Below are 24,537 nucleotides of genomic sequence, written 5' to 3'. Positions count from 1 at the left end.
CAATAACATAAATTAGTAAGGCCGTGGGTTAGGCTGAATAACGCCTAATCCCATGGCAATTAATAATAGGATCACCACCAAGGCAGAAAACATCACTCTTCTCCCTAAAAAAGGACTCATGGATTGTTTGTTTTCTCCTTTAACCATAATAAATAATGCACGGGCTAAATTGAAAAGAATGAATACAAGCAGTAGCACTAAAACTAACTTAACGATCAGAGGGGCTGTCACTGGCAATCCTTTTGCTGGTTTAGGTTGGGCTACCTTGATATTTATTCTTATTACTGTGAGCGTGTTTAGCGTTTTGGTCAAGCTTGGTTTATGGCAACTTGAACGCGCACAGTACAAACAAGCGTGGGAACAAACATTATTGGCGCGTCAAAGCCAACCTGCCCTGAGTGTTGAGCAACTACAAAATACTATTCAAGCGCTACCGAATCAAGACCAAGCTGCGTCGTTAACGGGTTATCGATTAGCCATTTCCGCCTCTCCCGTAACAAACTCCATTTTACTGCTGGATAATCAAGTATTTGAAGGGCAAGTTGGCTACTTAGTTTATCAAGTTTTCAGTATTCAACCAGAGTCAACAAAGATAGTAGTAGAGTTAGGCTTTATTGGCGCAGATAAAGATCGCCGTGTGTTACCGCAAATACCTGCTATTCCCGCAGGAGACTACACTCTCATTGGCCGAGTTTATCAAAAGCAAGCTAATCCGTTGAGCGAACATTTATTGGCAGAAAGCGGTAACCCTACTCGAATTCAAAACCTCGCCATGAATGAGCTAGCCGAACATCTAGGTTATCCCGTTCTACCTGTTGTACTCCAACCAGATAATGTACCGCATTCAACTTTACCCCAACCTTGGCACCCCATTCCTTTGTCAGCGCAAAAGCATCAAGGCTATGCATTGCAATGGTTCACCATGGCTGCGGTATTTTTAGGATTAATGACTTGGCTCGCCATTAAAAACTGGCGTCAACTTACCCATAAACAATAACGATGTAATAAGAGGAGATGGAATGAACTCCCAACCTAAAAGAAGTAATAAAACACTATTTATTCTACTACTGGCATTTGTTTTACCGGTGGCAGCAGCTAAATTAGTGCTGAGTTTAGATTTATATCATGGCGGTGCGACCAATAAAGGTGCATTACTTGATACTCATCTCACTTATGAAGCACTTGAAATAGAAAACCCCAAGCCTCATTTGTGGCAAATGGTGTATCTGTTGCCCGCAAATTGTGCACAGCAGTGTCAGGATAGTCTTTATGTTCTAAAGCAAAGTTACATTGCTTTAGGACGCGACCGCGACCGAGTAAGCCCAGTTATTTTATTGCAGCCAGACAGCGATACCCAGGCTCTTGAGCAATTACAAATCCAGTTTGAAACTGTCAATGCCAATAATAAAATTGCCAGTGTATTTGCTAATCAACCTGTGATCATTGTTGATCCTCTAGGTAGCTTAGTAATGCAATACGATAGTGTGGCTGGTCGTGATGCAAGTATTTCTCAAGGCAAAGCCATGATTGCCGATCTTCGAAAAATGTTAAAACTTTCGAGGGTTGGCTAATGAAAATCAATTACTTATTAAAATTTACTTTAGTATTCACCTTGATGGTGATTTTAATGGGGGCCTATACTCGGCTGTCTGATGCTGGGCTAGGTTGTCCTGATTGGCCGGGTTGTTATGGTCATTTAACGGTACCAAATGAAAGCCATGAATTAGCTAAAGTTGAAGCCCATTTTCCTGAACACACGGTTGAGCCAGAAAAAGCTTGGCTCGAAATGATCCACCGCTATGTTGCCGGCATACTAGGCTTAATGGTATTTGCGGTTTTAGTGTTATGTTTAAAACACCGAGAAGCGCCCAAAAAGTTACCCATATTTATTGCCGCATTAATCATTTTTCAAGCCGCACTGGGGATGTGGACCGTCACCATGAAGTTAATGCCCATTATCGTCATGTCTCATCTAATCGGTGGATTTAGCTTATTCTCATTATTACTGTTGCTATACTTACGCACTAAACCACTGCGCATACCCGGTGGTGATATTTATGCACGTAAGCTTGCGCCTTTAGCAATGGCAGGGCTGGTTGTGTTAATCATTCAAATCGTGCTTGGCGGCTGGACCTCCTCCAACTATGCTGCTCTAGCTTGTACAAGCTTGCCGATTTGCGAAGGCAATTGGGTGGATAATTTACGCTTTGCCGATGCCTTTTCCCCCTTTCAAGGCCATCACCCTAGTTTTGAATTTGGGGTGCTCGATTATGCCACTCGCATGACGATTCATGTTACCCACCGACTTTGGGCAGTAGTTACTGCTGCGATATTAATTTTACTCGCTATCAAACTACTTAAAGCACAATCAACTGTGATGCGCCAAAGTGGTTACGTGCTTATTTTGTTAGTGGTGTTACAAGTTGCACTTGGAATCAGCAACGTAGTGATGCACTTACCATTAGGCATTGCGGTTTCTCACAATGGTGGGGCAGCACTATTGCTGCTTTCAATGGTGTTTATCAACTATGCCTTATGGCGTAAAGCGTAATTAGAGGACATAACTATGACAAAACCGCTCATCCTCAACGCCCCTAGTGCTGTAGTCACTTGGCAATGGCGTGCTTATTTTGAAATGACCAAACCCAAAGTCGTCGCACTAATGCTACTGACTGTTTTGGTCGGTATGTGTTTAGCTGTGCCAGGAGCAGTTCCTTTACAACCGCTATTAGTTGGCATGACCGGCATTGCTTTAATGGCAGGTGCGGCGGCGGCGTTTAATCATTTAATTGATCGCCGCATTGATGGCTTAATGGCAAGAACCTATAACCGCCCGCTTCCCAAAGGAAAAATATCCGGTACCAAAGCGGGGATTTTTGCAGTATCGATTGGCATCCTTGGCTTTGTATTACTTTATGCCTGGGTTAATCCATTAACCGCCTGGCTTACCTTTGCTAGCTTGATTGGTTATGCATTGGTTTATACAGCCTATCTAAAGCGCGCCACATCACAAAACATCGTAATTGGTGGGCTAGCGGGTGCCATGCCACCTTTACTTGGGTGGACAGCGGTAACTAATGAGTTACATGGTCATGCTTTGTTGTTGGTCATAATTATTTTTACTTGGACGCCACCACACTTTTGGGCACTGGCGATTCACCGTAAAAAGGAATATGCCAAAGTCGATATTCCCATGTTACCTGTTACCCATGGGGTTGAGTTTACTAAAACTTGTATTTTGCTTTATACCATTTTACTGGCGATTGCTTGCCTTCTTCCTGTTTTGGTCGGTATGTGTGGCCCGGTCTATTTAGTGGGATCAACCTTACTCAGTTGTGGCTTTATTTATAAAGCATGGCAGCTTAAATATCATGACTACCAAGGCTTAGCGATGAATGTATTTAAGTTTTCAATTTATCACTTAATGGTGTTATTTATTGTGTTACTTGTTGACCATTATTTCTGGGTAAATTAAGGCTTAATGGCTAATTAAATAAAAAGGAAATTAAATGAGTAAAGCTGGATTTGTGATTGCATTACTATTAATGATTGCTGCTGGTTTTGGAGTGTATCAGTGGCAGCAAACACTTGGTCATAATCAAACGAATAAGGCAACAATGCCTGCTCAGGTTGATTTAGGTTTAGCCACCAGCTTTATATTTGATACCCCAAGAGCACTCGCGCCGTTTGAGTTAAGCGATCAATACGGCAATCGTTTTACCAACCAAGATCTGCAAAATAAGTGGAGTTTGTTTTTTATCGGCTTCACCTCTTGCCCTGATGTTTGTCCGACCACATTAAATAAATTAGCGGCGGCTTATCCCGATTTACAAGCGATTAGCGATCAAATACAAATCGTGTTTGTTTCTGCCGATCCTCAGCGTGACACGCAAACTAAGCGTCTTGACTACATTAATTTTTTCAATCGTGATTTTAAAGCCATTACCACAGAACACAGCGGGCTATTTCCTTTCAGCCGTGATTTAGGTTTTGCCTATGCCATGGTAGGGGATGGGGATAATTATCAAGTTGATCACAGTGCATCTTATGTATTGGTGTCGCCTCAAGGTGAAAAAATCGCAGTATTTAAAGCCAAGCCAAAACCCGGTGAAACACCGCAAATTTTAAATGAAGAGTTGATAGCTGATTTTAATAAGATAGTGAGCCATTTTAGTTAACCTGAATTCGGGATAAAAATAGAAGGGAACTAAAAGCTGGTTCCATGATCAGATCTTTCGACCAAGAAGGATTGACCACAAAGGAACCAGCTATGCGTAAACTAGTAGATTTATTTTGTCATGTCGATGATTTTTGTAAGGCTTTTCTACCTCAGTGGCAGCAACTTCAACTTGAAAGTGGCGAGCGAAAGCGTAATCGTAAAGGACGAATGTCTGAAAGCGAAATTATGACAATCATTGTCGCTTTTCATATGTCTCATCAGCGTGATTTTAAAAACTTTTATCTGGGAATTATCTGTCGTTATTACAAAAATGATTTCCCTAAACTTCTCAGTTACACCCGATTTATTGAAGTGATGCCATCGATGCTTATACCACTAAGTGCTTTCTTTACCCATGTTAAAGGAGTGCCTACAGGTATTGAGTTTATTGACTCTACAAGCATTAAAGTCTGCCATAACTTACGCATCCCGAGACACAAGGTATTCAAAGGAACGGCTGCAAGAGGCAAAGGAACAATGGGCTGGTTTTATGGATTTAAGCTGCACATTATTACCAATCATCTTGGCGATATTGTGGCAGCTAAGCTTACTCCTGCTAATACGGATGACAGAAAGCCCGTTCGGGAACTGTCAAAAGGGCTACTCGATAAGCTTTACGCCGATAAAGGTTATATCAGTAAGGCGCTGACTGAAGATTTGAAAGAAAACGGGATCACTCTTATAACAACTCAACGAAAGAACATGAAGGCGAAGATATTAGCGGCTTGGGACAGAGCAATGCTGTCTAAACGGTTCATCATTGAAACCATCAACGACCAACTGAAGAATATTTCTCAGATAGAGCATTCAAGACACAGGAGTTTACATGGATTCATGTTGAACTTGCTAGGTGGATTAATCGCATATTGCCTAAAACCAGAAAAGCCATCATTGAACATCACACCTACAGAAAAGTCAGGGTTGATGGCGATGGCTTAAACCGATCTCAGGTTAGTTAGCAATTTCACTAATATCGTGATGATAAGATTGAATTACTCTTCCACCCATGTGCCATCATCTTTTGTTCTTATCCAAGGCTGTGAAAACCAATAATAATCACCTTTAGATTTGCTTGGCGCAGTGCAATTATAGCGAGTGCGGCCTGGATTAAGCGCTGTGGTGGCTTGAATCGTAAAGGTGTTTTCATTTATCCAAGCTGGTTGCTGACTACCCTGCCCTTGAATAAAACACATGACTTGATGAGGATAAATATCTTGCGTATCGATGGTTAATTTAAGCTGCGGTTGCCATTGTCCAAATGCTAATAGCGGATCGGTGATATTTTGCTTTAACACAGGCATGTTCAAGCTTGAAAACTTCACTCTTAAACTTTGCAGATCAGCATAAGCATCCGCTATCGGAAACCGTGGCAGCGCCGTTAACGAAGAATACTTTCCCGCCGCTCCCGATTGCTGACCAAAGGCCACAAACCCCAACTCGGCAACCAAGGCTTCCAACTGGGTATGATATTCACCATAAGGGTAAGCCAACAACATGACACTTTGACCCGTTTGCTGGTTAATTCTTTGTTCGGTATCTAACAGATTTTGCTTAACACGCTGACGCCACTGGCTGATTGTTTCATTATCAAGCTGACGAATAAGATGCTCATGCCCTTTAGTATGGTTAGCAATAATTACTCCTTGATCTGACAACTGTTTCACTTGCTCCCAAGTCATCATGCCTTCATAGCCTGCATCAATAGGATCAACAGATAAAAACACCGTATACGGAAATTGGTGCTTGGCTAAAATAGGGGCTGCTTGAGTAAAGATACTGTCGTAGCCATCATCAAAAGTGATCACAACCTGCTTCGACTCTTCCTCTTGCTGATTTTTAATATCGGTGACAGCATCAGTTAATGAAATAACTTGATAGTCGTTATCGGCAAGGTACTGCATTTGCTCAGCAAACTGCGCTGGCGTCACACTGGTTCTTTTAGGGGTAGTATCAGATACATGATGATATTGTAAAATAACGACTGCCGTTGCCGTATTAGGCAAAATGCTACAAAGTAGGAACCCTATGACACAAGATGTATAATTCAGAGTGCGCCCTTTTAATGCCAAAAGGTTAAACCACTTTCTCATCACTCTTCCCATAATCAACATGGTGCCTCTTTAATAATGTCTGTGTTTAAGTTACTCAATAATGGAGATAAAAATCGTCGGTTAATGGCACTGGCATTACCGATGATTTTGTCAAATATTACCATCCCCCTATTGGGTTTGGTTGATACAGCAGTGATTGGGCATTTAGGTAAAGCGTATTATCTTGGTGGCGTAGCGCTGGGCAGCACCATTATCACCTTGATGATTTGGTTACTTGGTTTTTTACGCATGTCGACCACAGGATTAGTCGCCCAAGCTTATGGCGCTAATGACAATCACACCCAACAACAATTACTTATCCAAGGGATCAGTTTAGCTCTTTTGTTGGCATTTTTCGCAATAGTTTTTCAACAACCGATTCTATCTCTCGCTTTACACTTAACCGAAGCCAGTGAACAAGTGCAAATGTACTGTCGTCAATATGTGCAAATTCGTATCTGGTCTATGCCGTTTGCACTGACTAACCTGGTATTACTTGGTTGGCTACTAGGTCGCCAAGCGCCCAAAGCTGCTATGTGGCAATTGATTATTGCCAACATTGTTAACATTATCCTCGACTTAGTGTTTGTACTGGTTTTTCAGTGGCAAGTACAAGGAGCGGCACTGGCTTCTGTGATTGCCGATATGTGTGCTTTTTTGGTCGCTGCGACAATGGTGGTTAACCAACTTCGACAACAAAACGACTTTCAATTTTCGTCTTTATTGTCACATATCAAGCTGCAAGGTATTTCACGCTTATTAACCTTAAACCGCGACATTTTTATACGTAGTTTATGTTTACAGGCTGCTTTTAGCTTTATGACTTTTCATGGCGCAGGATTAGGCGATAACACTCTCGCGGCCAACGCTGTATTACTCAACTTACTCATGCTGATTTCTTACGCCTTAGATGGCATTGCTTATTATGCTGAAGCTGAGGTAGGCAGAGCTTATGGTCAAAAGAATCGTCAGCTATTACAAGACTCTGTCAGCTTGGCATTTGCTTGGTCAGCCGTTGTCGCGCTGTTATTTAGCTTTGGGTTTCTGATTGGGGGGAGCTTAATTATCAACATGCTTACCAATATTCCTGAGGTGCAACAAACCGCCAATCACTATTTAATCTGGCTAATACTAATGCCAGTTTTAGCCTTTGGGTGCTACTTATTTGATGGTGTTTATATTGGTGCGGCACAAGGTCGTGTCATGCGTAATAGCATGGTAGTAGCCACTTTTGCGGTCTATTTTCCGATATGGTGGTTACTACAAGGTTATGGAAATCATGCATTATGGGCGGCGTTATCCCTGTTTATGTTAGTGCGTAGCTTAAGCTTAGCTTGGCATTATTATCGCAAGCTTCGCTTGCAAATCCCTTATTAACCTTATGTAAGCCATTCATTAAAAAACAATTAAACCATTATCACTTGAAGTTGCACTGCGCAAACGTTTAACATTGAGTTAACATCACACTTTATTTAACATATGGATTAATAATGAAACGGATTTTAACCCTGTGCTGGTTATTACTGGCTTTGCCCATATTGCACCTTAATAGCCAAACCTTACCTATCGAAGCATTTGCCAGCATTCCCGATGTCAGTGATATTACCCTATCACCCGACGGTAAAAATATAGCCTCAGTCGTCAAGCTAACATCGACCAAAGAACAAGGTACACTCGTCACCCTCACCAATGTGGATACCCAAAAACAAACCTTTGTTGCCAAAACAGACAACCAAAAGTACACGGTGCAAGGATTATCTTGGGCCAGTAATGACATGCTATTTATTTATGCCAAATTCCCCGCAACAAGGAATGGCACACCGGTATCGGAATATCGCTTGTTCAAATATTCTGTATCAGAAGCCAACTTATCTAGTGTGATTAAACCCATGGTGTTAAAGCGCTTTAAATGGGCCCCGCAAATTCAATCAGACATTATCGATATGCTAAGAGACGATGATGACCATTTATTGATGAAATTTAATGGCTTAGGTAATGACCCACAATATGAATCAGTAATGAGAATCAACTTAACAGACGGGCGTTCATCAGTGGTGCAGTATGCTGAAAAAAATGTCTATGACTGGATGACCGACCGACAGCATAAAGTACGTATTGGCATACAACGTGATGAAACTACATACAAAATACTTGAACAAGCAGATAACAACGAAGACTTACGCACTTTGTGGCAGTTTGAAGCCTTTGCTGAAGATCAAGTTTGGCCACTTGGGTTTGGAGAAGACCCTAACATCTTGTACGTTCAAGCTTACCATAACGACTTTAAGGCCATTTTTAAAGTCAATTTGACTGACCCCAAACTGACTAAGGAACTCGTATTTAAACGTGATGACTATGATGTTAATGGCGGATTAATTTACTCAAAAGTAAAACAAAAAGTTATTGGCATTAACGATGGTGCAGACTCTGAGTACACCTTTTGGGACCCTGAATATGTCGGATTAGTTAAAGGCTTAGATTCAGTACTACCAAACAATCGCAACTACATTACCCAATTTAGTGAAGATGAACGCCGCTATATTGTTTTCTCCACCAGCGCTGTTGACTCAGGTACTTATTATTTAGGTGACAGAGACCAAGGTACACTCCTGCCAATTGCATATCGATATGAAAAGCTTTTACCAGAGCAAATGGCAAAAACAAAAACCATTAACTATAGCGCCCGGGATGGTTTAAATATTGAAGGCTTTTTAACCACCCCGCTTAACGCCCCAAATTCAGCCAAGTTACCCGCTATCATCTTTCCTCATGGCGGACCGATTGACTTTGACTCAAACAGTTTTGATTATTGGACCCAATACTTTGCTAACCGCGGTTATGCCGTATTACGAATGAATTTTCGCGGCTCAAGCGGTTATGGTTATCGCTTTATGAAAGCTGGTCTTAAAAACTGGGGCTTAGAAATGCAAACCGACGTAGAAGACGGTGCCAGATGGTTAATTAGTGAAGGCATTGCTGACCCCAAAAGAATGTGCATAGCTGGCGCAAGTTACGGCGGATATGCAGCGTTAATGGCCGTGGCCACCACTAAAGATTTATTCCAATGTGCCATTAGCTTTGCTGGCGTTGCTGATGTGGAAGATTTAGTAAAATCACATCGTGGGTATACCAATTTTGACATTGTTAAAAAGCAAATAGGCGATGATTATGATGCCTTATATGAGCGCTCACCCGTTAGTAAAGCCAACAATATTAATGTGCCAGTATTGCTGATCCATGGCGAAAAAGATCGGAGTGTGGATTTTGAACAAAGCGAAGATATGTATGACGCACTGAAAAAACATAAAAAGCCGGTGGAGTTTGTTGTGCTTGAAAATGGCGATCATTACTTAAGTGACAATGCTGATAGATTAAAAGCCTTTCGCAGTATTGAAGCGTTCTTACAACAGCATTTACCGGTTAACAAGGCTGCAGAATAACTAACCAATATATTGGTCAAGTCTAATGCCCACATCCTGTTATAATGCGGGCACTATTTTTTACAGTAAAAGGCATTTGAATGAGCCACCTTACAGAACTAATGATTAACGATATCACTATTGGTGAAGGTAAAGCTGCCGAAAAAGGCGCGCTAATCACCTGTAAATATACCGGCAAATTAGCTGATGGAAGCGTGTTTGATAGCGCTGAAGCATTTCAAGTGGTGATCAGCGCCAAACGAGTTATTCAAGGATGGTATCAAGGCATTATTGGCGACAACCCAATGAAGGTGGGTGGTAAACGCGAGTTGTCAGTGCCTGCAAACCTAGGTTACGGCGAGCGCCAAATTGGCGATAAAATTCCTGCTAATTCAGATTTGTTTTTTGAAATAGAATTACTTGAAGTGTTAACCCGTGATGATTAAGTCATCACTTTATTTAGCTGCTCTGATGCGCCTCGCATACACGGAGTTTCATCCTATAATGTTGCCGCCTAACAACCTTTGATTAATCCCATCTACGTGTTACCTGTTATAATGCGCCACCCAGAATTAGCGCCCATTTATAACATTGACGATACCATCAGATTTATCAGCCTATCATGCCAATAAAATATTCATTATTGGTTTGCCACGTACCGGCACTACCAGCGTGAGTGTGGCTTTGCTTGAACATGGTTTAACTGTGGCGCACCAAGCATTTACTAAGCAGGCGTTTATGTTGGCAGATGCGGTGTCAGATGCGCCGTGTTTTAGCGATTATCAGCAATTAGATAAGTTGTTTCCTACTGCTAGGTTTGTGTATTTAGACAGGTCGTTAGATAAGTGGATCCCGTCGATGCAAATGTTGCTTGGACGCATGTTGGTGCATTTAGATAAACAAACTGGGCGCTTTCACCCGATAATGAAACGCAGCTTTGAGCACTGTTTTAAAATATGGAACGTGGTAGAACCTGCTGATGCGGATCATTTACGCAAATGTTATTTGGCCCACCAGCAACAGGTTAATGAATATTTTGCAGGCCGAGATAATTTTATATCACTCGATATTAGTCAAACAGGGGCTTTAACTCAGTTGTTGGCATTTATCGGATTGAATAGCCCATTACCCTCGGCTAAAAAACTGGATTTTCCGCGACTTAACATGGGTCGTAATGTGGCCAGTTGGGATGAATATAAGCATCCCAATAAAGTTAGCGCGAATGCTTCAGGCCCTGAAAGAAGGCAGTTTTTTAACTATTCTCTTTGAGTGGTCGTAGCAAACTGCTGCTTTTATCGTTACGTCTCACCAGCAAGTAAGCAAAAATAAAGCCCTGCTTAAAAATCAGCAGGGCTTTATTTATAAGTTACCGACTTGTGCTTTAGGCTTTTTTCGCGGCGATTGCTGCTTTAACTTGTTTTACAGCAGTTCCACCTAATACATCACGCTTATCTAAACAGGCTTCGATGGTTAAATTAGGGTAAACATCGTCGCTGATCACCTCAGCAAACTGTTGTAATTGCGCGACGGTTAACTCTTCAATTGGTTTTTGCTCGCCAATGGCAAACACTACAACTTCACCAACCACATGGTGCGCTTCACGGAACGGCATACCTTTGGCAACTAAATAATCGGCTAACTCAGTGGCATTAGCATAGCCTTGTTGCGCAGCAACTAATGCTTGCGGGCGATTCACTTTAAGACCAGATAGCACTAATGCCGCCATGTCTAAACAAATTGCCCAGCTATCAACCACATCAAATAAACCTTCTTTGTCTTCTTGCATATCTTTGTTATATGCCAACGGTAAGGCTTTCATGGTGGTTAAAATACCCATTAAGCTGCCATAAACACGACCCGTTTTGCCGCGAATTAGCTCTAATGCGTCAGGGTTTTTCTTTTGTGGCATTAGTGATGAGCCAGAAGTGACTTCATCCGCTAATGAAATAAAGTTAGCTTCGCCTGAATTGAAGAAGATTAAGTCTTCTGCCATGCGGCTTAAATGCATCATGCTGATTGAAGCTGCACTGCAAAGTTCAACCACATGGTCGCGGTCTGACACAGTATCTAAGCTGTTTAATGTTGGACGCGCAAAGTTCAATGCCGCCGCCAATGCATGACGATCAATCGGATAAGCGGTTCCGGCTAGTGCACCAGAGCCAAGTGGACAAGAGTCGGCACGGTTAAGTGCATCTTGTAAACGGCTGATATCGCGCTCAAACATTTCCACATACGCCAACGCCCAGTGACCAAAAGTAACCGGTTGGGCACGTTGTAAATGGGTGTATCCCGGCATAACTGCATCGACTTCACGCTCAGCCACAGCGATAAGCTCGGCATGTAATGTACCTAAACGAGCCAGTAATGCCGCGCCTTCTTTTTTACACCATAGCTTTAAGTCTGTGGCAACTTGGTCGTTACGTGAACGACCTGTGTGTAACTTTTTACCTAAATCGCCCACTTTAGCAATCAGCTTTTGCTCAACAAAGCTGTGAATATCTTCTGCACCTGTACTGATAATCGTTTGTGGATCATCGCCTACTTCTTGCAGTAATTCATTTAATGCTGCTTTTAAATCAGTACACTCTTGTGCGGTAATAATCCCCACACTGGCAATGGCATCAGCCCATGCTATTGAGCCAACCACATCTTGCTCAAATAAGCGGTAATCAACTGGCAGTGAGTCATTGAATAATTTAAAAAGTGCACTGGTTTCGCCTTGAAATCTTCCGCCCCATAATGCCATTGTCGTATTCCTCTTTTGTCGCAAATTGAGTTAAGTGCTTTTTTGGTTGAATTACATTGCACTAAAAATAAGGGCGCTATATGGCGCCCTTGAATTATGTCAGGCAGGTTTATTTAGTATTTAGCGCGCGAATACGGCTCGCTAAAGAATATAAACGGATAAAGCCTTCAGCATGTTTTTGATCATATACATCGTCTTCGCCAAATGTCGCAAAGCTTTCTGAGTATAAGCTGTTTGGTGAACGCTTCTTCACTGGCGTTGCTTGGCCTTTGTAAAGCTTGACCACTACATCACCATTAACCAGTTCAGCTAATGATTCTGATGCTGCAATAAGTGACTTACAAAGTGGTGTAAACCAACGACCATCATAAACAAGGTGTGACATTTGACCAGCAATTTGCTCGCGCCATGTACGGCTAGTTTTATCTAGCACCAACTCTTCAATAGCACGTAAACCGGCAAACATTACTGTACCACCAGGAGTTTCATAACAGCCACGAGACTTCATACCAACTAAACGGTTTTCAGTAATGTCGATACGGCCAACACCATGTTTACCTGCAATGTCGTTTAACTTCATCAATGCGGCATAGGGTGATAATGCTTCATCATTTACATGGGTAACACGGCCATTTTTAATCGATAACGACACATATTCTGGCTCGTTTGGTGCATCTTCTGGGGCAACAGTTAACGTCCATACGCCTTTTGATGGCTCGTTCCATGGATCTTCTAGCTCGCCGCCTTCATGAGAAATATGCCATGCGTTAGCGTCGCGGCTATAAATTTTCGTTGCTGAAGCGGTTGTTTGAATATTACGCTCTGCAAGGTATGCCAGTAGGTCTTCACGGCTACGCATTTCCCATTCACGCCAAGGGGCAATCACTTTTAAGTCAGGCGCTAATGCCGCAAAACAACCTTCAAAACGAACTTGGTCGTTACCTTTACCGGTACAGCCATGACACACTGCATCGGCACCAACTTTACGCGCCACTTCAACTTGCGCTTTGGCAATAATTGGACGAGCCATTGAAGTACCTAATAAATAAGTGCCTTCATAAATTGCGCCTGTGGCGATAGTTGGGTAGATATAATCAGCAACAAACTCTTCTTTTAAGTCAACGATATAACACTCAGAAGCGCCCGATGCGATGGCTTTTTCATGTAGACCAACAAGCTCTTCCTCACCCTGACCAACGTCAGCACAAAACGCAACGATTTCACAATTATCATAGGTTTCTTTTAACCATGGAATAATTGCTGAGGTGTCTAATCCTCCAGAATAGGCTAGCACTACTTTTTTAACGCCGGTTTTTTTCACTGTTTGAGACATTTTAATTTTCCTACAATCAATTGATTTGCTGAGTCTTGACTCAACATTAACTTAATAAGGTAACTAACACAGCGTTTTGCGCGTGCATACGGTTTTCTGCTTGATCTAAAATCAATGAGCCTTCGCCATCAATTACTTCAGCGGTTGCCTCGACTTCACGATATGCAGGTAAACAATGCATAAAGTACTTAGCCCCGACTTTTGCCATTAATTGTGAATTCACTTGGTAAGGCATAAATTTAGCTTCTATTTCTGCCATTGGGGTTTTATCGCCCATTGAAATCCAAGTATCAGTATAGATAGCATCTTGGTTATCCATAGTATCAATATCAGATGTCAAAATAAGTTGGCCACCATATTGCTCTGCTAATTGCTTAACATCGGCAACGACTTCGTCAGCAGGGAAGTGCCCTTCTGGGCAAACCACTGTCATGGTTGCGCCAAGTATTGCTGCACCATACATAAGTGAGTGCGCAACATTATTGCCATCACCCACATAAGCCAATTTCACTTTGCTGACATCTTCAAATTTTTCAGATAAGGTCAGAAAATCGGCTAAAGCTTGGCACGGATGATATAAGTCTGACAACGCATTGATAACGGGCACTGTACCGTGTTCAGCCAGTTCTTCAATTGTGCTATGTAAATAGGTACGCGCCACAATGGCATCTGCCCAGCAGGATAAGTTGCTGGCAAAATCAGATACAGGTTCACGCTTACCTAAAGCGCCATTTTGCTGATCAAGGTATAAGCAATGACCACCTAATTTATTAATGCCGATGTCAAAGCTAACTCGGGTGCGAAGTGATGGCTTTTCAAATAACATCACCACACTTTTACCATCTAAGGCGCGACGGTAATCAGCTGGATTAGCTTTAATTTTTTTCGCTAATGCTAATAAATCTAATAGCTGAGATTGAGATAACTCTTTGATCGACAATAGGTGTTTCATAAACTACTCCATTAAGGTTGTATCTGGGTCCCTATAGACCCACCTTGTGCTAATGTTTTTAACTGTTCGGTGTCTTGCCATGAGGCCACTAAAACAGGCTTGCCCATCCATTGTGCCACCTCAAGTGCAGCTTCAACTTTTACTTTCATGCCTTTTTCAATCACGCCCTGCGCGACTAAGGCTTCAATTTGGTTTTTATTTAAACTTTTAATGACTTGTTTATTGGCATCCCACACGCCTGACACATCAGATAACAATACCAAGGTACCGTTAACTAATTTGGCTAGTGCTGTTGCTGCTTGGTCTGCATTAACGTTTAGCATGTCACCAGCGTCAGAGACTGCAATAGAACTACAAATTGGCAGCCAGCCTTGACTTAAAATGAAGTTCAAATAAGTGGCATCGTCTGGCGTGACTTCGCCCACCAGTCCAAGTTTTTCATCTTTAATTTTGGCACTAACGACATTACCATCACCAAGGCTCATGCCTACGCTAACAAGTCCTGCTTTGGCCGCTGCGGCTTGAAGAATTTTGTTAGATGTTCCCGCTAATGCACCTACAACAATCGGGATTTGATCTGCTGGGGTAACACGTAAACCATCGAGCTTAATAATTTCTTTACCATTGGCACTGAGCTGCTCATCGACCAAACAACCACCACCATGCACTAACACAATTTTTTGGCCTGATGTGGTCATATCTTTGATGGCAGCCATCAGGTTGGCCATACCTGACTCGGTTTGCAGTAATGCGCCGCCCACTTTAAGTACTAAAACAGAATTGGTTGTCATTGTTGTACCTTTTTACTCTTAACTTAGACTTAATCTAGACGTCGAAATGGATTTTAATGCACTGTAAGCCTTGGCTTGCTGCACCTTTCATTAAATTATCTATGGCGCTTGCTACCACTAGGTAGCCACTGCTGGCATCAAACTTCCAGCCAAGATGACAATTAGGCGTTAATACCACATCATCAACTTTAGGGAATTGATTATGCTTAACGGTCACAATAGGTGAGTTATCGTAAACACTATAGGCTTTAGCAACGTCGGCCTCTGTCGTACCGGGTTTTAATTGCACTGTAATGGTTGCCAAAATACCACGCTTAAAATTACCTAAATGGGGGGTAAAAATCACCTCTTGACCTAATTGTGTTGCAATCTCAGGTTGATGTCTGTGACCCAGTACGCCATACGGAGTTAAGCTGACTTCACAAAAACTGGTATGCAACTGCGCTTTACGACCCGCCCCCGTAACACCACTCACAGCATTAATCACAGGATAAGATGAAGTTAATAATGCCTTTAACGGCTTTAACGCCGTTAATGAAGCCGTAGGATAACAGCCAGGAACCGCAATCATTTTTGTTTGCTTGATTTGCTCAGCATTCCATTCAGCCAAACCATAAACAGCATTCGCTAACACTTCAGGCTGAGTATGCTCAAAGCCATACCATTTGGGATATTGCTCTGCATCAGCAAAACGGTATGCACCGCTTAAGTCAAACACTGCTAAACCTTGATTATAAAATTCTGCAGCCAACTCTAAGCTGACAGAATGCTCGGTCGCGAGTACTACGCCATCAGCTTGTGCCACAATGGATGCTTTAGCTTCAGCGGTTAATGGTGATAGCGCGTAGTGCATATGGCTATAGATAGGATATAAATCTGCCAGCTTGCGGCCTTTGTCTAAGCTGTTCTCAGACACATACAAACCTTGAACACTTAGGTTGGCATCGGCATCAATTAACGAGGTAATTTGTGCGCCTGTGTAACCACTTGCGCCAATAATTGCGATATTTTTCATATTTTTTTAAATTCTTATATTAAAAATGACTGGGTTAGCATAGTACATTGCTAGACCGACACGGCCTATATCGCACTATCGTCGCAGGAAGTGTTGACGCAGAGTTGGTATAGTAGATTTTAACGCTAAGCTATGCATAAATTTTTTCATTTCAAACAATCAAGTTATGGTGTCATTAACAGCTGGGTGATAGACTAGCACACATAATTTTTTATGCAATATTATTGAATAAGTATTTATTATTTTTTGACAGGCAAGGATAGATAATGACCAGAATACCGGATTTAAAGACTTGTTTTAGCCAGCTTATTGCCACACCATCCATCAGTGCGCTAGAACCAGAACAAGATATGAGTAACCATGCAGTTATCAGCTTGTTGCAAGGATGGTTTTCTGAGCTTGGGTTTAGCTGTGAAACACCAACGGTTGCCGATTCTCGCAACAAGCAAAATTTAATTGCCCGCATAGGAAGCGGTAATGGTGGATTATTACTTGCTGGTCATACCGATACCGTACCATTTGATGAAGGTCGCTGGAGTCAAAGCCCATTTGCCTTAACAGAAAAAGACAATCGCTGGTATGGGTTAGGCACCTGCGACATGAAAGGTTTTTTTGCTTTGGTATTAGAAGCCTTAAAAGATCTACCACTCAATGAGTTTAAGCGCCCATTAACCATTTTTGCGAGTGCCGATGAAGAAACCACCATGAGCGGCGCAAAAGCCTTTGCTGATTCTAAAGTTATCGCGCCTGATTATGCCGTTATTGGTGAACCCACAAGCTTAAAACCGGTTTACATGCACAAAGGTCATTTAGCACAAGGGATCAGAGTGATTGGACGTAGTGGTCATTCATCGGATCCGGCCCGCGGCTTAAACGCAATTGAAATCATGCACCAAGTTATTGGTCAACTGCTTAAACTGAAGCAGCATTTAAGTGAAAACTATCGCGAAGATGCGTTTACAGTACCATACCCAACCATGAATTTAGGCCATATACATGGTGGTGATGCCGCTAATCGCATTTGTGGCTGTTGTGATTTGCACTTAGATATTCGCCCACTACCGGGCATGGAGTTGGCAGAACTGGAACTACTAGTCCTAAATTATCTTGCAGACATTAGCAAACAATACCCAGGCAGTATTAGTGTCAGTACTTTATATCCGGGCGCAGAATCATTTGCCGGTAAAGCAGACAATCCATGGACTCAACTCGTCGAAGAGTTATCCGGCAATGAAGCAGAAGTCGTTAACTACTCAACAGAAGCACCGTATATTAATCGATTAGGTTGTCAAACCTTAGTTCTTGGACCTGGCAGCATTAACCAAGCTCATCAACCCGATGAGTACATAGGTTTAGAATATCTCACGCCAACGGTGGAACTTGTTAAAAAGATGATTTACCACGCATGTATCAAATAGAAATGACAAAATAAATACCAAAAAAACTGTTTTCTGTAATTTTTTGACGAAATAAAACTACAAAAATAACCTGTCAGATATTGACCGCAACTTATTGGCTAGTTATTGTGCTAAGCAAGTTAGAAACAAATTGGGAGTATGTATGGCTGAACAAGTGGCAGATATGTATGCATCACTGCGATCAAATGTGAGCAACTTAGGCCAAATATTAGGTGAGACGATGCAAAGCCATTTAGGTGATGCATTCTTAGAAAAAGTAGAGCAAATCCGTATTTTAGCCAAACAAGCTCGTAAAGGTGATGAAAGCTCGCGTGAGCAGATGTTAGCCTTGTTAACCTCATTACCGGATGAAGAACTTGTCCCTTTCGCCAAAGCTTTCAACCAATTTTTAAACTTGGCCAATATTGCCGAGCAATACCACAGCATTAGCCGTAACTGCGATGAATTAGTTTGTGTTCCCGATCCGGTTGAGCAGCTCTTAGGCCGTTTACTGAATACTAATCTTGATGCTAACGATGTGATCGAAAGCTTAAAGCAAATGGACATCGATTTAGTATTAACCGCGCATCCAACAGAAATTTCACGCCGTACGCTAATCCAAAAGTACACCTCAGTCGTTGACTGCCTAACAGACGATGAAAACAGCCAATTATCAGAGCGTGAGCGCCAACAAAACACTCTGCGTTTACGTCAATTAATCGCTCAAATATGGCATACCAATGAAATCCGCCGCGAACGTCCAACACCCGTTGACGAAGCACGCTGGGGATTAAGCACTATTGAAGCCTCGCTATGGCAAGCCATTCCTGACTTTTTACGTCAGTTAAATGATCAGGTAGAACAGCGTACAGGACAAGAACTACCAATCGATATTGCTCCAGTCCGGTTTTCTAGCTGGATGGGTGGTGATCGTGACGGCAATCCATTTGTCACTTCCGTTGTGACACAAGAAGTACTGGACCGAAATCGTCATGCTGCGGCACGTTTATACCTTAAAGATGTTGTCGCTTTAGTCAGTGAGCTATCAATGTCGCAAGCTAATGCCGAGCTAAGGGAGTACACCAATAATAGTGATGAGCCTTATCGTGATGTATTAAGGCAGCTGCGCAGTAAATTACGTAATACCATCGATTACTTAAATGCGCGCTTAGAAGGTCAACATCCTGATATTGATACCGCCACCTTAATATGGCAGCAAGCTGACTTACAAAAACCATTAGAGATGCTTTACAAAAGCTTATGTGATTCAGGCATGCGTCTAATTGCCAATGGTTTATTGCTAGATATCCTACGCCGTTTAGCGTGTTTCGGCATTCATATGCTTCGTTTAGATATTCGCCAAGATGCAACACGCCATAGCGATGTTATCGCTGAACTCACACGATACTTAGGCATGGGCGATTACAATCACTGGGATGAAAATGAAAAGCAGGCTTTCTTACTGCGTGAGCTAACCAGTCGTCGTCCGCTAATACCAGCAAACTGGCAACCTAGTGCTGATGTTGCCGAAGTGGTCAAAACCTGTGCATTAATCGCTACCCAACCTAAAAATGCACTGGGCTCTTATGTCATTTCTATGGCTGGCAAACCATCTGATGTACTGGCGGTGTTGTTACTATTAAAAGAAACCGGCTGCAGCCACCCAATGCGCGTAGTGCCATTATTCGAAACCCTTGAAGACTTAACTAATGCCGCAAGCTGCATCGAGTCACTACTAAATATCGATTGGTATCGTGGTTATACCAAAGGTATGCAAGAAGTAATGATTGGCTATTCTGACTCAGCCAAAGATGCCGGCGTAATGGCCGCAGCTTGGGCACAGTATCGCGCCCAAGAACAACTTGTCTCTGTGTGTAAAAAAGCTGAAGTAAAACTGATGCTATTCCACGGACGAGGTGGTTCAATTGGTCGTGGTGGCGGGCCTGCCCATAAAGCTATTTTATCGCAACCACCTGGTTCGGTAGACGGTCGCATCCGCGTGACGGAACAAGGCGAGATGATCCGCTTTAAGTTTGGTTTACCTAAACTTGCTGTACAAAGCTTAGCGTTATATACCTCCGCAGTACTAGAAGCGACTTTATTACCGCCTCCGGAGCCGAAAAAAGCCTGGCGAGACTGCATGGAACGTATTGCTGCTGAGTCAGTTGATCACTATCGTGGTATTGTCCGTGAAGAAAAAGATTTTGTGCCTTATTTCCGCTCAGCAACCCCTGAAGTTGAATTAGGTAAATTACCATTAGGTAGTCGCCCAGCTAAACGTAAAGTTGATGGTGGCATTGAAAGCTTACGTGCAATTCCGTGGATTTTCGCTTGGTCACAGAACCGCTTAATGCTACCAGCATGGTTAGGAGCGGGTGAAGCACTGCAAGGTGCCATTGATCGTGGAGAGTTAGAACTACTGCGTGAAATGGAAGCCCAATGGCCGTTTTTTGAAACCCGTATCTCAATGTTAGAAATGGTATACATGAAAGCAGAGCCCAATTTGGCACGCTATTATGAAAACTGCTTAGTAAAACCTGAATTACATCATTTAGGTGAAAAATTAAGAGCTCGCCTACAATTGGGCATTGATACTGTACTGTCACTGACCGAATCAGATGAGCTTATGGCGCATACACCATGGAATCGTGAATCAGTAAAACTTCGCAATCCGTACATTGATCCACTAAACTTTCTCCAAACCGAGCTTTTGGCACGTACCCGCAAAGAAGTTGAACCTTCTGAACATGTACAGTTAGCCTTAATGCTTACCATTGCAGGCGTTGCCGCAGGTATGAGAAATACAGGATAATGATAAAACTAAAGCTGATTGCGCTATCCATGCTATTACTACTGACTGGCTGTGCCAGTCAGTACAGCATTACTGAATCTGAAATTGAAAACTACCTTAACAAAGAAATGCACTTTGAAGTTAAGCAAGGCAATCAATTTATTGGCATTAACGTAGTATTAAACGATATGGAAGTCGCCCTTGGCGATAAACCCAACACCATGGGTTTAACCGCCACAACAAAAGTAAGTGTTAGTAACCCACTACTGCCTATTAGCGCCAAATTGAAAACTACCTTTGAGGCTCAACCTTGGTATGATCCTGATACCAAAAGTGTCTATTTAAGGCAGCTTGATTTAGTTAATGTTAGCGCGGAGCCAGCCGACGTAGAAAAAATGCTAACCAGCATAACGCCACAACTGATGACTTTTCTACGCGGTTTTCTTGAAAGCAAACCGGTTTATACTTTAGATATGAATGACACCAATCAAGCTTTAATGGCTAAAATGACTAAAGAGCTACAAGTACAAAAAGGTAAATTGGTGGTTAAGTTTTAAAACACTTCCATTCTAAAAAAGCGCCGAATGGCGCTTTTTTTATCCAATTACTCACCACATCGTGGGATGGAAGGGTAATCAACAATTACCTCCTCACCTAGCAGTTCTCGGCGTAACATATCATAGGCAACAGCAGCACTTAAACTACGAACTAATTGTCGTGATCGCCGCGGCAATTTAATCATTTGACTATAAACCCCCTCTTTGGTCGCCAATGCAATTGCAACGGTACCCACAGGCTTGTCATCTGAACCACCATCTGGACCAGCAATGCCACTAGTGGCTAAAGCAAAATCACTGTCCAAAATAGCTCTTACGCCCTGGGCCATGGCTTCAACAGTTTGGACAGATACTGCACCATGGTCATCCAAAATTTGCGGATTAACACCAAGTACATTTACTTTTGATTCATTACTGTAGGTGACAAGGCCATGATGCAAGTATGACGAACTACCAGGAAAATCGATCAACTGACTGGTGATCATCCCACCAGTACAGGATTCTGCAACACTAAGACTAAATCCTGATTGATATAAACGATGGTGAATTTCAGCTGCTAATGTCGGTCTATTTTCAGCAACCACAGCGCTACCAAGTAAAGCCCTTACTTGTTTTGTGATATCAGGCAGTTGCCGAATAGCTTTTTCACCACGGGCAAAAATCTTTATTTCAATATGTGGCATTGATGAGCGATAACCTAGTTCAATGCCTGCAGGTAAGGCAATTGACGACAAAGTATCAGCAAGTGATGACTCACCATAACCAATGGTCAAAAACTTCTCTAAAGCAGATATATCTTGAACCCCAAACTCTTGGCGAATAAATGGAATGAATTGCTCCCTAATCATGTGCTTTAATTCATGAGGCACACCAGGAGTAAAAAAAAGCCATGCATTATTGAGCTTTACTCTAAAACCACAAGCAGTACCAACAGGATTATCAACCATAACGGCTGAAGCGGGTAACCAAGCTTGCTTCAAATTACTTTTGGGCATCACACGATTATTTCGCGCAAACCAATCTTGTAAGTGTTCACGCCATTGCACATTTTCGACAAGTTCTTCACCTTTTGCCTTTGCCATCGCCAATGCAGACATATCATCACTAGTTGGTCCCAAACCACCATTAACGATAATCACATCAGCATGCATACTGCGTTCTTGGAATACGTTAATAAGGTCATCTAAGCGATCACCAACAGTCACTCTATATTGCATCTCTATCCCTAACTCCATCATGGTATTAGCAACCCAAGCAGCGTTAGTATCAATTATCTGACCCGATAAGACTTCTTCACCCGTGCAGATCATCTCAAGCTTCATGGCACATCCTTTATTAAAATAATTGTTCTCTAAGTTAGGTAACCAATATGGCAATAGCAAGAGAATAGATCTTTTTTTGAAGAAGGCTTTAAAATTCAGATACCAAAGCCTAACATTTTTGCTAGGGCTTATCATAATGCTGGCTGAGCAGATGGGACTCGAATATGCCTTCGGCACGCGTGACCGGCCGCTTTCTATTTAAAAGAGCCTAACCAACTGAACTGCCCCTTCGATGATGTTTAGAAACAAAAAGCCTCGTCATTTCTGACGAGGCTTCTATGTAAGTGGCGGAGCGGACTCCGCGCCCCCCGGCGTGACAGGCCGCTTGTTATGTAAAAGAGCCTAACCAACTGAACTGCCCCTTCGATGATTTTTAGAAACAAAAAAGCCTCGTCATTTCTGACGAGGCTTCTATGTAAGTGGCGGAGCGGACGGGACTCGAACCCGCGACCCCCGGCGTGACAGGCCGGTATTCTAACCAACTGAACTACCGCTCCACAAAATTGGCGCCTGGAAATGACCTACTCTCACATGGGGAGACCCCACACTACCATCGGCGATACTGTGTTTCACTTCTGAGTTCGGAATGGGTTCAGGTGGGACCACAGCTCTATGGTTTCCAGACAAATTTGTCTATTTAACGCCTTGGCATTAAATAATAATTCGGAAAGCTGATTTGAGTTCACACTGCTTAAGTGCTTTATCCTAATACTAAGTATCAGTACGACCTCCACGGAAGGAGGAAGTGCTTTAAACGTCTGGAACGTTTTAAGTAAAACCCATCTGGGTTGTATGGTTAAGCCTCACGAGTCATTAGTACATGTTAGCTCAACGCCTCACAACGCTTACACACCATGCCTATCAACGTCCTAGTCTCGAACGGCTCTTTAGAGGTCTTAAAGACCTAGGGATGACTCATCTTAGGGCTCGCTTCCCGCTTAGATGCTTTCAGCGGTTATCGATTCCGAACGTAGCTACCGGGCAATGCTATTGGCATAACAACCCGAACACCAGCGGTTCGTCCACTCCGGTCCTCTCGTACTAGGAGCAGCTCCCTTCAATCATCCAACGCCCACGGCAGATAGGGACCGAACTGTCTCACGACGTTCTGAACCCAGCTCGCGTACCACTTTAAATGGCGAACAGCCATACCCTTGGGACCGACTTCAGCCCCAGGATGTGATGAGCCGACATCGAGGTGCCAAACACCGCCGTCGATATGAACTCTTGGGCGGTATCAGCCTGTTATCCCCGGAGTACCTTTTATCCGTTGAGCGATGGCCCTTCCATTCAGAACCACCGGATCACTATGACCTACTTTCGTACCTGCTCGACGTGTATGTCTCGCAGTTAAGCTGGCTTATGCCATTGCACTAACCGTACGATGTCCGACCGTACTTAGCCAACCTTCGTGCTCCTCCGTTACTCTTTGGGAGGAGACCGCCCCAGTCAAACTACCCACCAGGCACTGTCCTCAACCCCGATTAGGGGCCAGAGTTAGAACATCAACACTACAAGGGTGGTATTTCAAGGACGACTCCACACAAACTAGCGTTCATGCTTCAAAGTCTCCCACCTATCCTACACATGTAGGGTCAATGTTCAGTGCCAAGCTATAGTAAAGGTTCACGGGGTCTTTCCGTCTAGCCGCGGGTATACGGCATCTTCACCGCAATTTCAACTTCACTGAGTCTCGGCTGGAGACAGCGTGGCCATCATTACGCCATTCGTGCAGGTCGGAACTTACCCGACAAGGAATTTCGCTACCTTAGGACCGTTATAGTTACGGCCGCCGTTTACCGGGGCTTCGATCATGAGCTTCTCTTGCGATAACCCAATCAATTAACCTTCCGGCACCGGGCAGGCGTCACACCGTATACGTCATCTTGCGATTTTGCACAGTGC

General features: G+C 42.9%; 21 protein-coding genes, 1 tRNA gene and 2 rRNA genes (1 of these 24 running past the window's edge). 13 read left to right on the top strand and 11 right to left on the bottom strand.

The features are described from left to right. Positions 1–12: 12 nt before the first annotated feature. A complete protein-coding gene (locus HBH39_RS01060; protein ID WP_167674786.1) occupies positions 13–231 on the bottom strand; it encodes a DUF2909 domain-containing protein in 219 nt (72 codons plus the stop codon). On the opposite strand from HBH39_RS01060, the gene HBH39_RS01055 reads away from it, so the two are divergent. The 6 genes from HBH39_RS01055 to HBH39_RS01030 all read left to right on the top strand — a co-directional run bounded on the left by HBH39_RS01055 (position 179) and on the right by HBH39_RS01030 (position 5,158). Then, positions 179–997 carry an SURF1 family protein gene (locus HBH39_RS01055; RefSeq protein WP_167674784.1) on the top strand — a complete coding sequence of 273 codons (819 nt, stop codon included), beginning with the start codon at positions 179–181 and terminating at the stop codon, positions 995–997. The two genes, HBH39_RS01060 and HBH39_RS01055, sit on opposite strands and share 53 nt — an antisense overlap. 22 nt (positions 998–1,019) lie before the next feature. Then, positions 1,020–1,571, top strand: coding sequence for a hypothetical protein (locus tag HBH39_RS01050; RefSeq protein ID WP_167674782.1), 552 nt, complete (start codon positions 1,020–1,022; stop codon positions 1,569–1,571). After that, positions 1,571–2,551, top strand: coding sequence for a COX15/CtaA family protein (locus HBH39_RS01045; RefSeq protein ID WP_167674780.1), 981 nt, complete (start codon positions 1,571–1,573; stop codon positions 2,549–2,551). The genes HBH39_RS01050 and HBH39_RS01045 overlap by 1 nt, the downstream gene beginning before the upstream one ends. A gap of 15 nt (positions 2,552–2,566) precedes the next feature. Next, positions 2,567–3,475 carry a heme o synthase gene (cyoE, locus tag HBH39_RS01040; protein ID WP_167674778.1) on the top strand — a complete coding sequence of 303 codons (909 nt, stop codon included), beginning with the start codon at positions 2,567–2,569 and terminating at the stop codon, positions 3,473–3,475. 34 nt (positions 3,476–3,509) lie between these two features. After that, positions 3,510–4,178 carry an SCO family protein gene (locus tag HBH39_RS01035; RefSeq protein ID WP_167674776.1) on the top strand — a complete coding sequence of 223 codons (669 nt, stop codon included), beginning with the start codon at positions 3,510–3,512 and terminating at the stop codon, positions 4,176–4,178. Between the two features lie 92 nt (positions 4,179–4,270). After that, entirely contained in the window at positions 4,271–5,158 is an 888-nt protein-coding gene (locus HBH39_RS01030) for an IS982 family transposase (protein ID WP_167674774.1), read from the top strand. Between the two features lie 53 nt (positions 5,159–5,211). Here the strand turns inward: HBH39_RS01030 and HBH39_RS01025 are convergent, their stop codons facing one another. After that, a complete protein-coding gene (locus HBH39_RS01025; RefSeq protein ID WP_167674772.1) occupies positions 5,212–6,309 on the bottom strand; it encodes a polysaccharide deacetylase family protein in 1,098 nt (365 codons plus the stop codon). 36 nt (positions 6,310–6,345) lie between these two features. Between HBH39_RS01025 and dinF the strand changes: the two genes are divergently transcribed. The 4 genes from dinF (at position 6,346) to HBH39_RS01005 (ending at position 10,997) form a co-directional block, all read left to right on the top strand. Then, on the top strand, positions 6,346–7,686 hold the full coding sequence (gene dinF / locus HBH39_RS01020; RefSeq protein WP_167674770.1) for an MATE family efflux transporter DinF: 1,341 nt from the start codon (positions 6,346–6,348) through the stop codon (positions 7,684–7,686). 113 nt (positions 7,687–7,799) lie between these two features. Continuing rightward, positions 7,800–9,749, top strand: coding sequence for an alpha/beta hydrolase family protein (locus HBH39_RS01015; RefSeq protein ID WP_167674768.1), 1,950 nt, complete (start codon positions 7,800–7,802; stop codon positions 9,747–9,749). Between the two features lie 80 nt (positions 9,750–9,829). Then, positions 9,830–10,174 carry an FKBP-type peptidyl-prolyl cis-trans isomerase gene (locus tag HBH39_RS01010; RefSeq protein WP_167674766.1) on the top strand — a complete coding sequence of 115 codons (345 nt, stop codon included), beginning with the start codon at positions 9,830–9,832 and terminating at the stop codon, positions 10,172–10,174. A 145-nt stretch (positions 10,175–10,319) separates the two neighbouring features. Further along, a complete protein-coding gene (locus HBH39_RS01005; protein ID WP_244325712.1) occupies positions 10,320–10,997 on the top strand; it encodes a sulfotransferase family protein in 678 nt (225 codons plus the stop codon). 112 nt (positions 10,998–11,109) lie between these two features. On the opposite strand, the gene argH is transcribed toward HBH39_RS01005, so the two are convergent. The 5 genes from argH to argC all read right to left on the bottom strand — a co-directional run bounded on the left by argH (position 11,110) and on the right by argC (position 16,565). Next, complete coding sequence (gene argH / locus HBH39_RS01000; protein ID WP_167674764.1) at positions 11,110–12,474, bottom strand: argininosuccinate lyase; 1,365 nt, start codon at positions 12,472–12,474, stop codon at positions 11,110–11,112. A gap of 109 nt (positions 12,475–12,583) precedes the next feature. After that, complete coding sequence (locus tag HBH39_RS00995) at positions 12,584–13,807, bottom strand: argininosuccinate synthase (protein WP_167674762.1); 1,224 nt, start codon at positions 13,805–13,807, stop codon at positions 12,584–12,586. Between the two features lie 46 nt (positions 13,808–13,853). Then, a complete protein-coding gene (locus HBH39_RS00990) occupies positions 13,854–14,759 on the bottom strand; it encodes an ornithine carbamoyltransferase (RefSeq protein WP_167674760.1) in 906 nt (301 codons plus the stop codon). 11 nt (positions 14,760–14,770) lie between these two features. Next, on the bottom strand, positions 14,771–15,550 hold the full coding sequence (argB, locus tag HBH39_RS00985; RefSeq protein ID WP_167674758.1) for an acetylglutamate kinase: 780 nt from the start codon (positions 15,548–15,550) through the stop codon (positions 14,771–14,773). A 34-nt stretch (positions 15,551–15,584) separates the two neighbouring features. Continuing rightward, positions 15,585–16,565, bottom strand: coding sequence for an N-acetyl-gamma-glutamyl-phosphate reductase (gene argC, locus HBH39_RS00980; protein WP_167674756.1), 981 nt, complete (start codon positions 16,563–16,565; stop codon positions 15,585–15,587). A 266-nt stretch (positions 16,566–16,831) separates the two neighbouring features. Here argC and argE point away from each other — a divergent pair, with 266 nt between their 5' ends. The 3 genes from argE (at position 16,832) to HBH39_RS00965 (ending at position 21,310) form a co-directional block, all read left to right on the top strand. After that, entirely contained in the window at positions 16,832–17,983 is a 1,152-nt protein-coding gene (gene argE / locus HBH39_RS00975) for an acetylornithine deacetylase (RefSeq protein ID WP_167674754.1), read from the top strand. Between the two features lie 142 nt (positions 17,984–18,125). Beyond that, the gene (ppc, locus tag HBH39_RS00970) at positions 18,126–20,774 is read left to right on the top strand and encodes a phosphoenolpyruvate carboxylase (protein WP_432280129.1); all 2,649 of its coding nucleotides are present in this window, start codon (positions 18,126–18,128) and stop codon (positions 20,772–20,774) included. After that, the gene (locus HBH39_RS00965; RefSeq protein WP_167674752.1) at positions 20,774–21,310 is read left to right on the top strand and encodes a DUF1439 domain-containing protein; all 537 of its coding nucleotides are present in this window, start codon (positions 20,774–20,776) and stop codon (positions 21,308–21,310) included. The genes ppc and HBH39_RS00965 overlap by 1 nt, the downstream gene beginning before the upstream one ends. Positions 21,311–21,357: 47 nt before the next feature. On the opposite strand, the gene HBH39_RS00960 is transcribed toward HBH39_RS00965, so the two are convergent. From HBH39_RS00960 to HBH39_RS00945, 4 genes are all read right to left on the bottom strand, one after another. Then, a complete protein-coding gene (locus tag HBH39_RS00960) occupies positions 21,358–22,632 on the bottom strand; it encodes a CinA family nicotinamide mononucleotide deamidase-related protein (protein WP_167674750.1) in 1,275 nt (424 codons plus the stop codon). A gap of 420 nt (positions 22,633–23,052) precedes the next feature. After that, positions 23,053–23,129 (bottom strand) — tRNA-Asp (locus HBH39_RS00955). A gap of 11 nt (positions 23,130–23,140) precedes the next feature. Continuing rightward, a 5S ribosomal RNA gene (gene rrf / locus HBH39_RS00950) occupies positions 23,141–23,256 on the bottom strand. A 168-nt stretch (positions 23,257–23,424) separates the two neighbouring features. After that, positions 23,425–24,537: ribosomal RNA gene (locus tag HBH39_RS00945) — 23S ribosomal RNA — on the bottom strand; it runs 1,779 nt beyond the window's last position.

The sequence above is a fragment of the Shewanella aestuarii genome, from assembly GCF_011765625.1.
GTDB classification, from domain to species: domain Bacteria; phylum Pseudomonadota; class Gammaproteobacteria; order Enterobacterales; family Shewanellaceae; genus Shewanella; species Shewanella aestuarii_A.
Note: the sequence above shows the minus strand (reverse complement) of the source record. Positions and strands in the feature narration are given on the sequence as shown.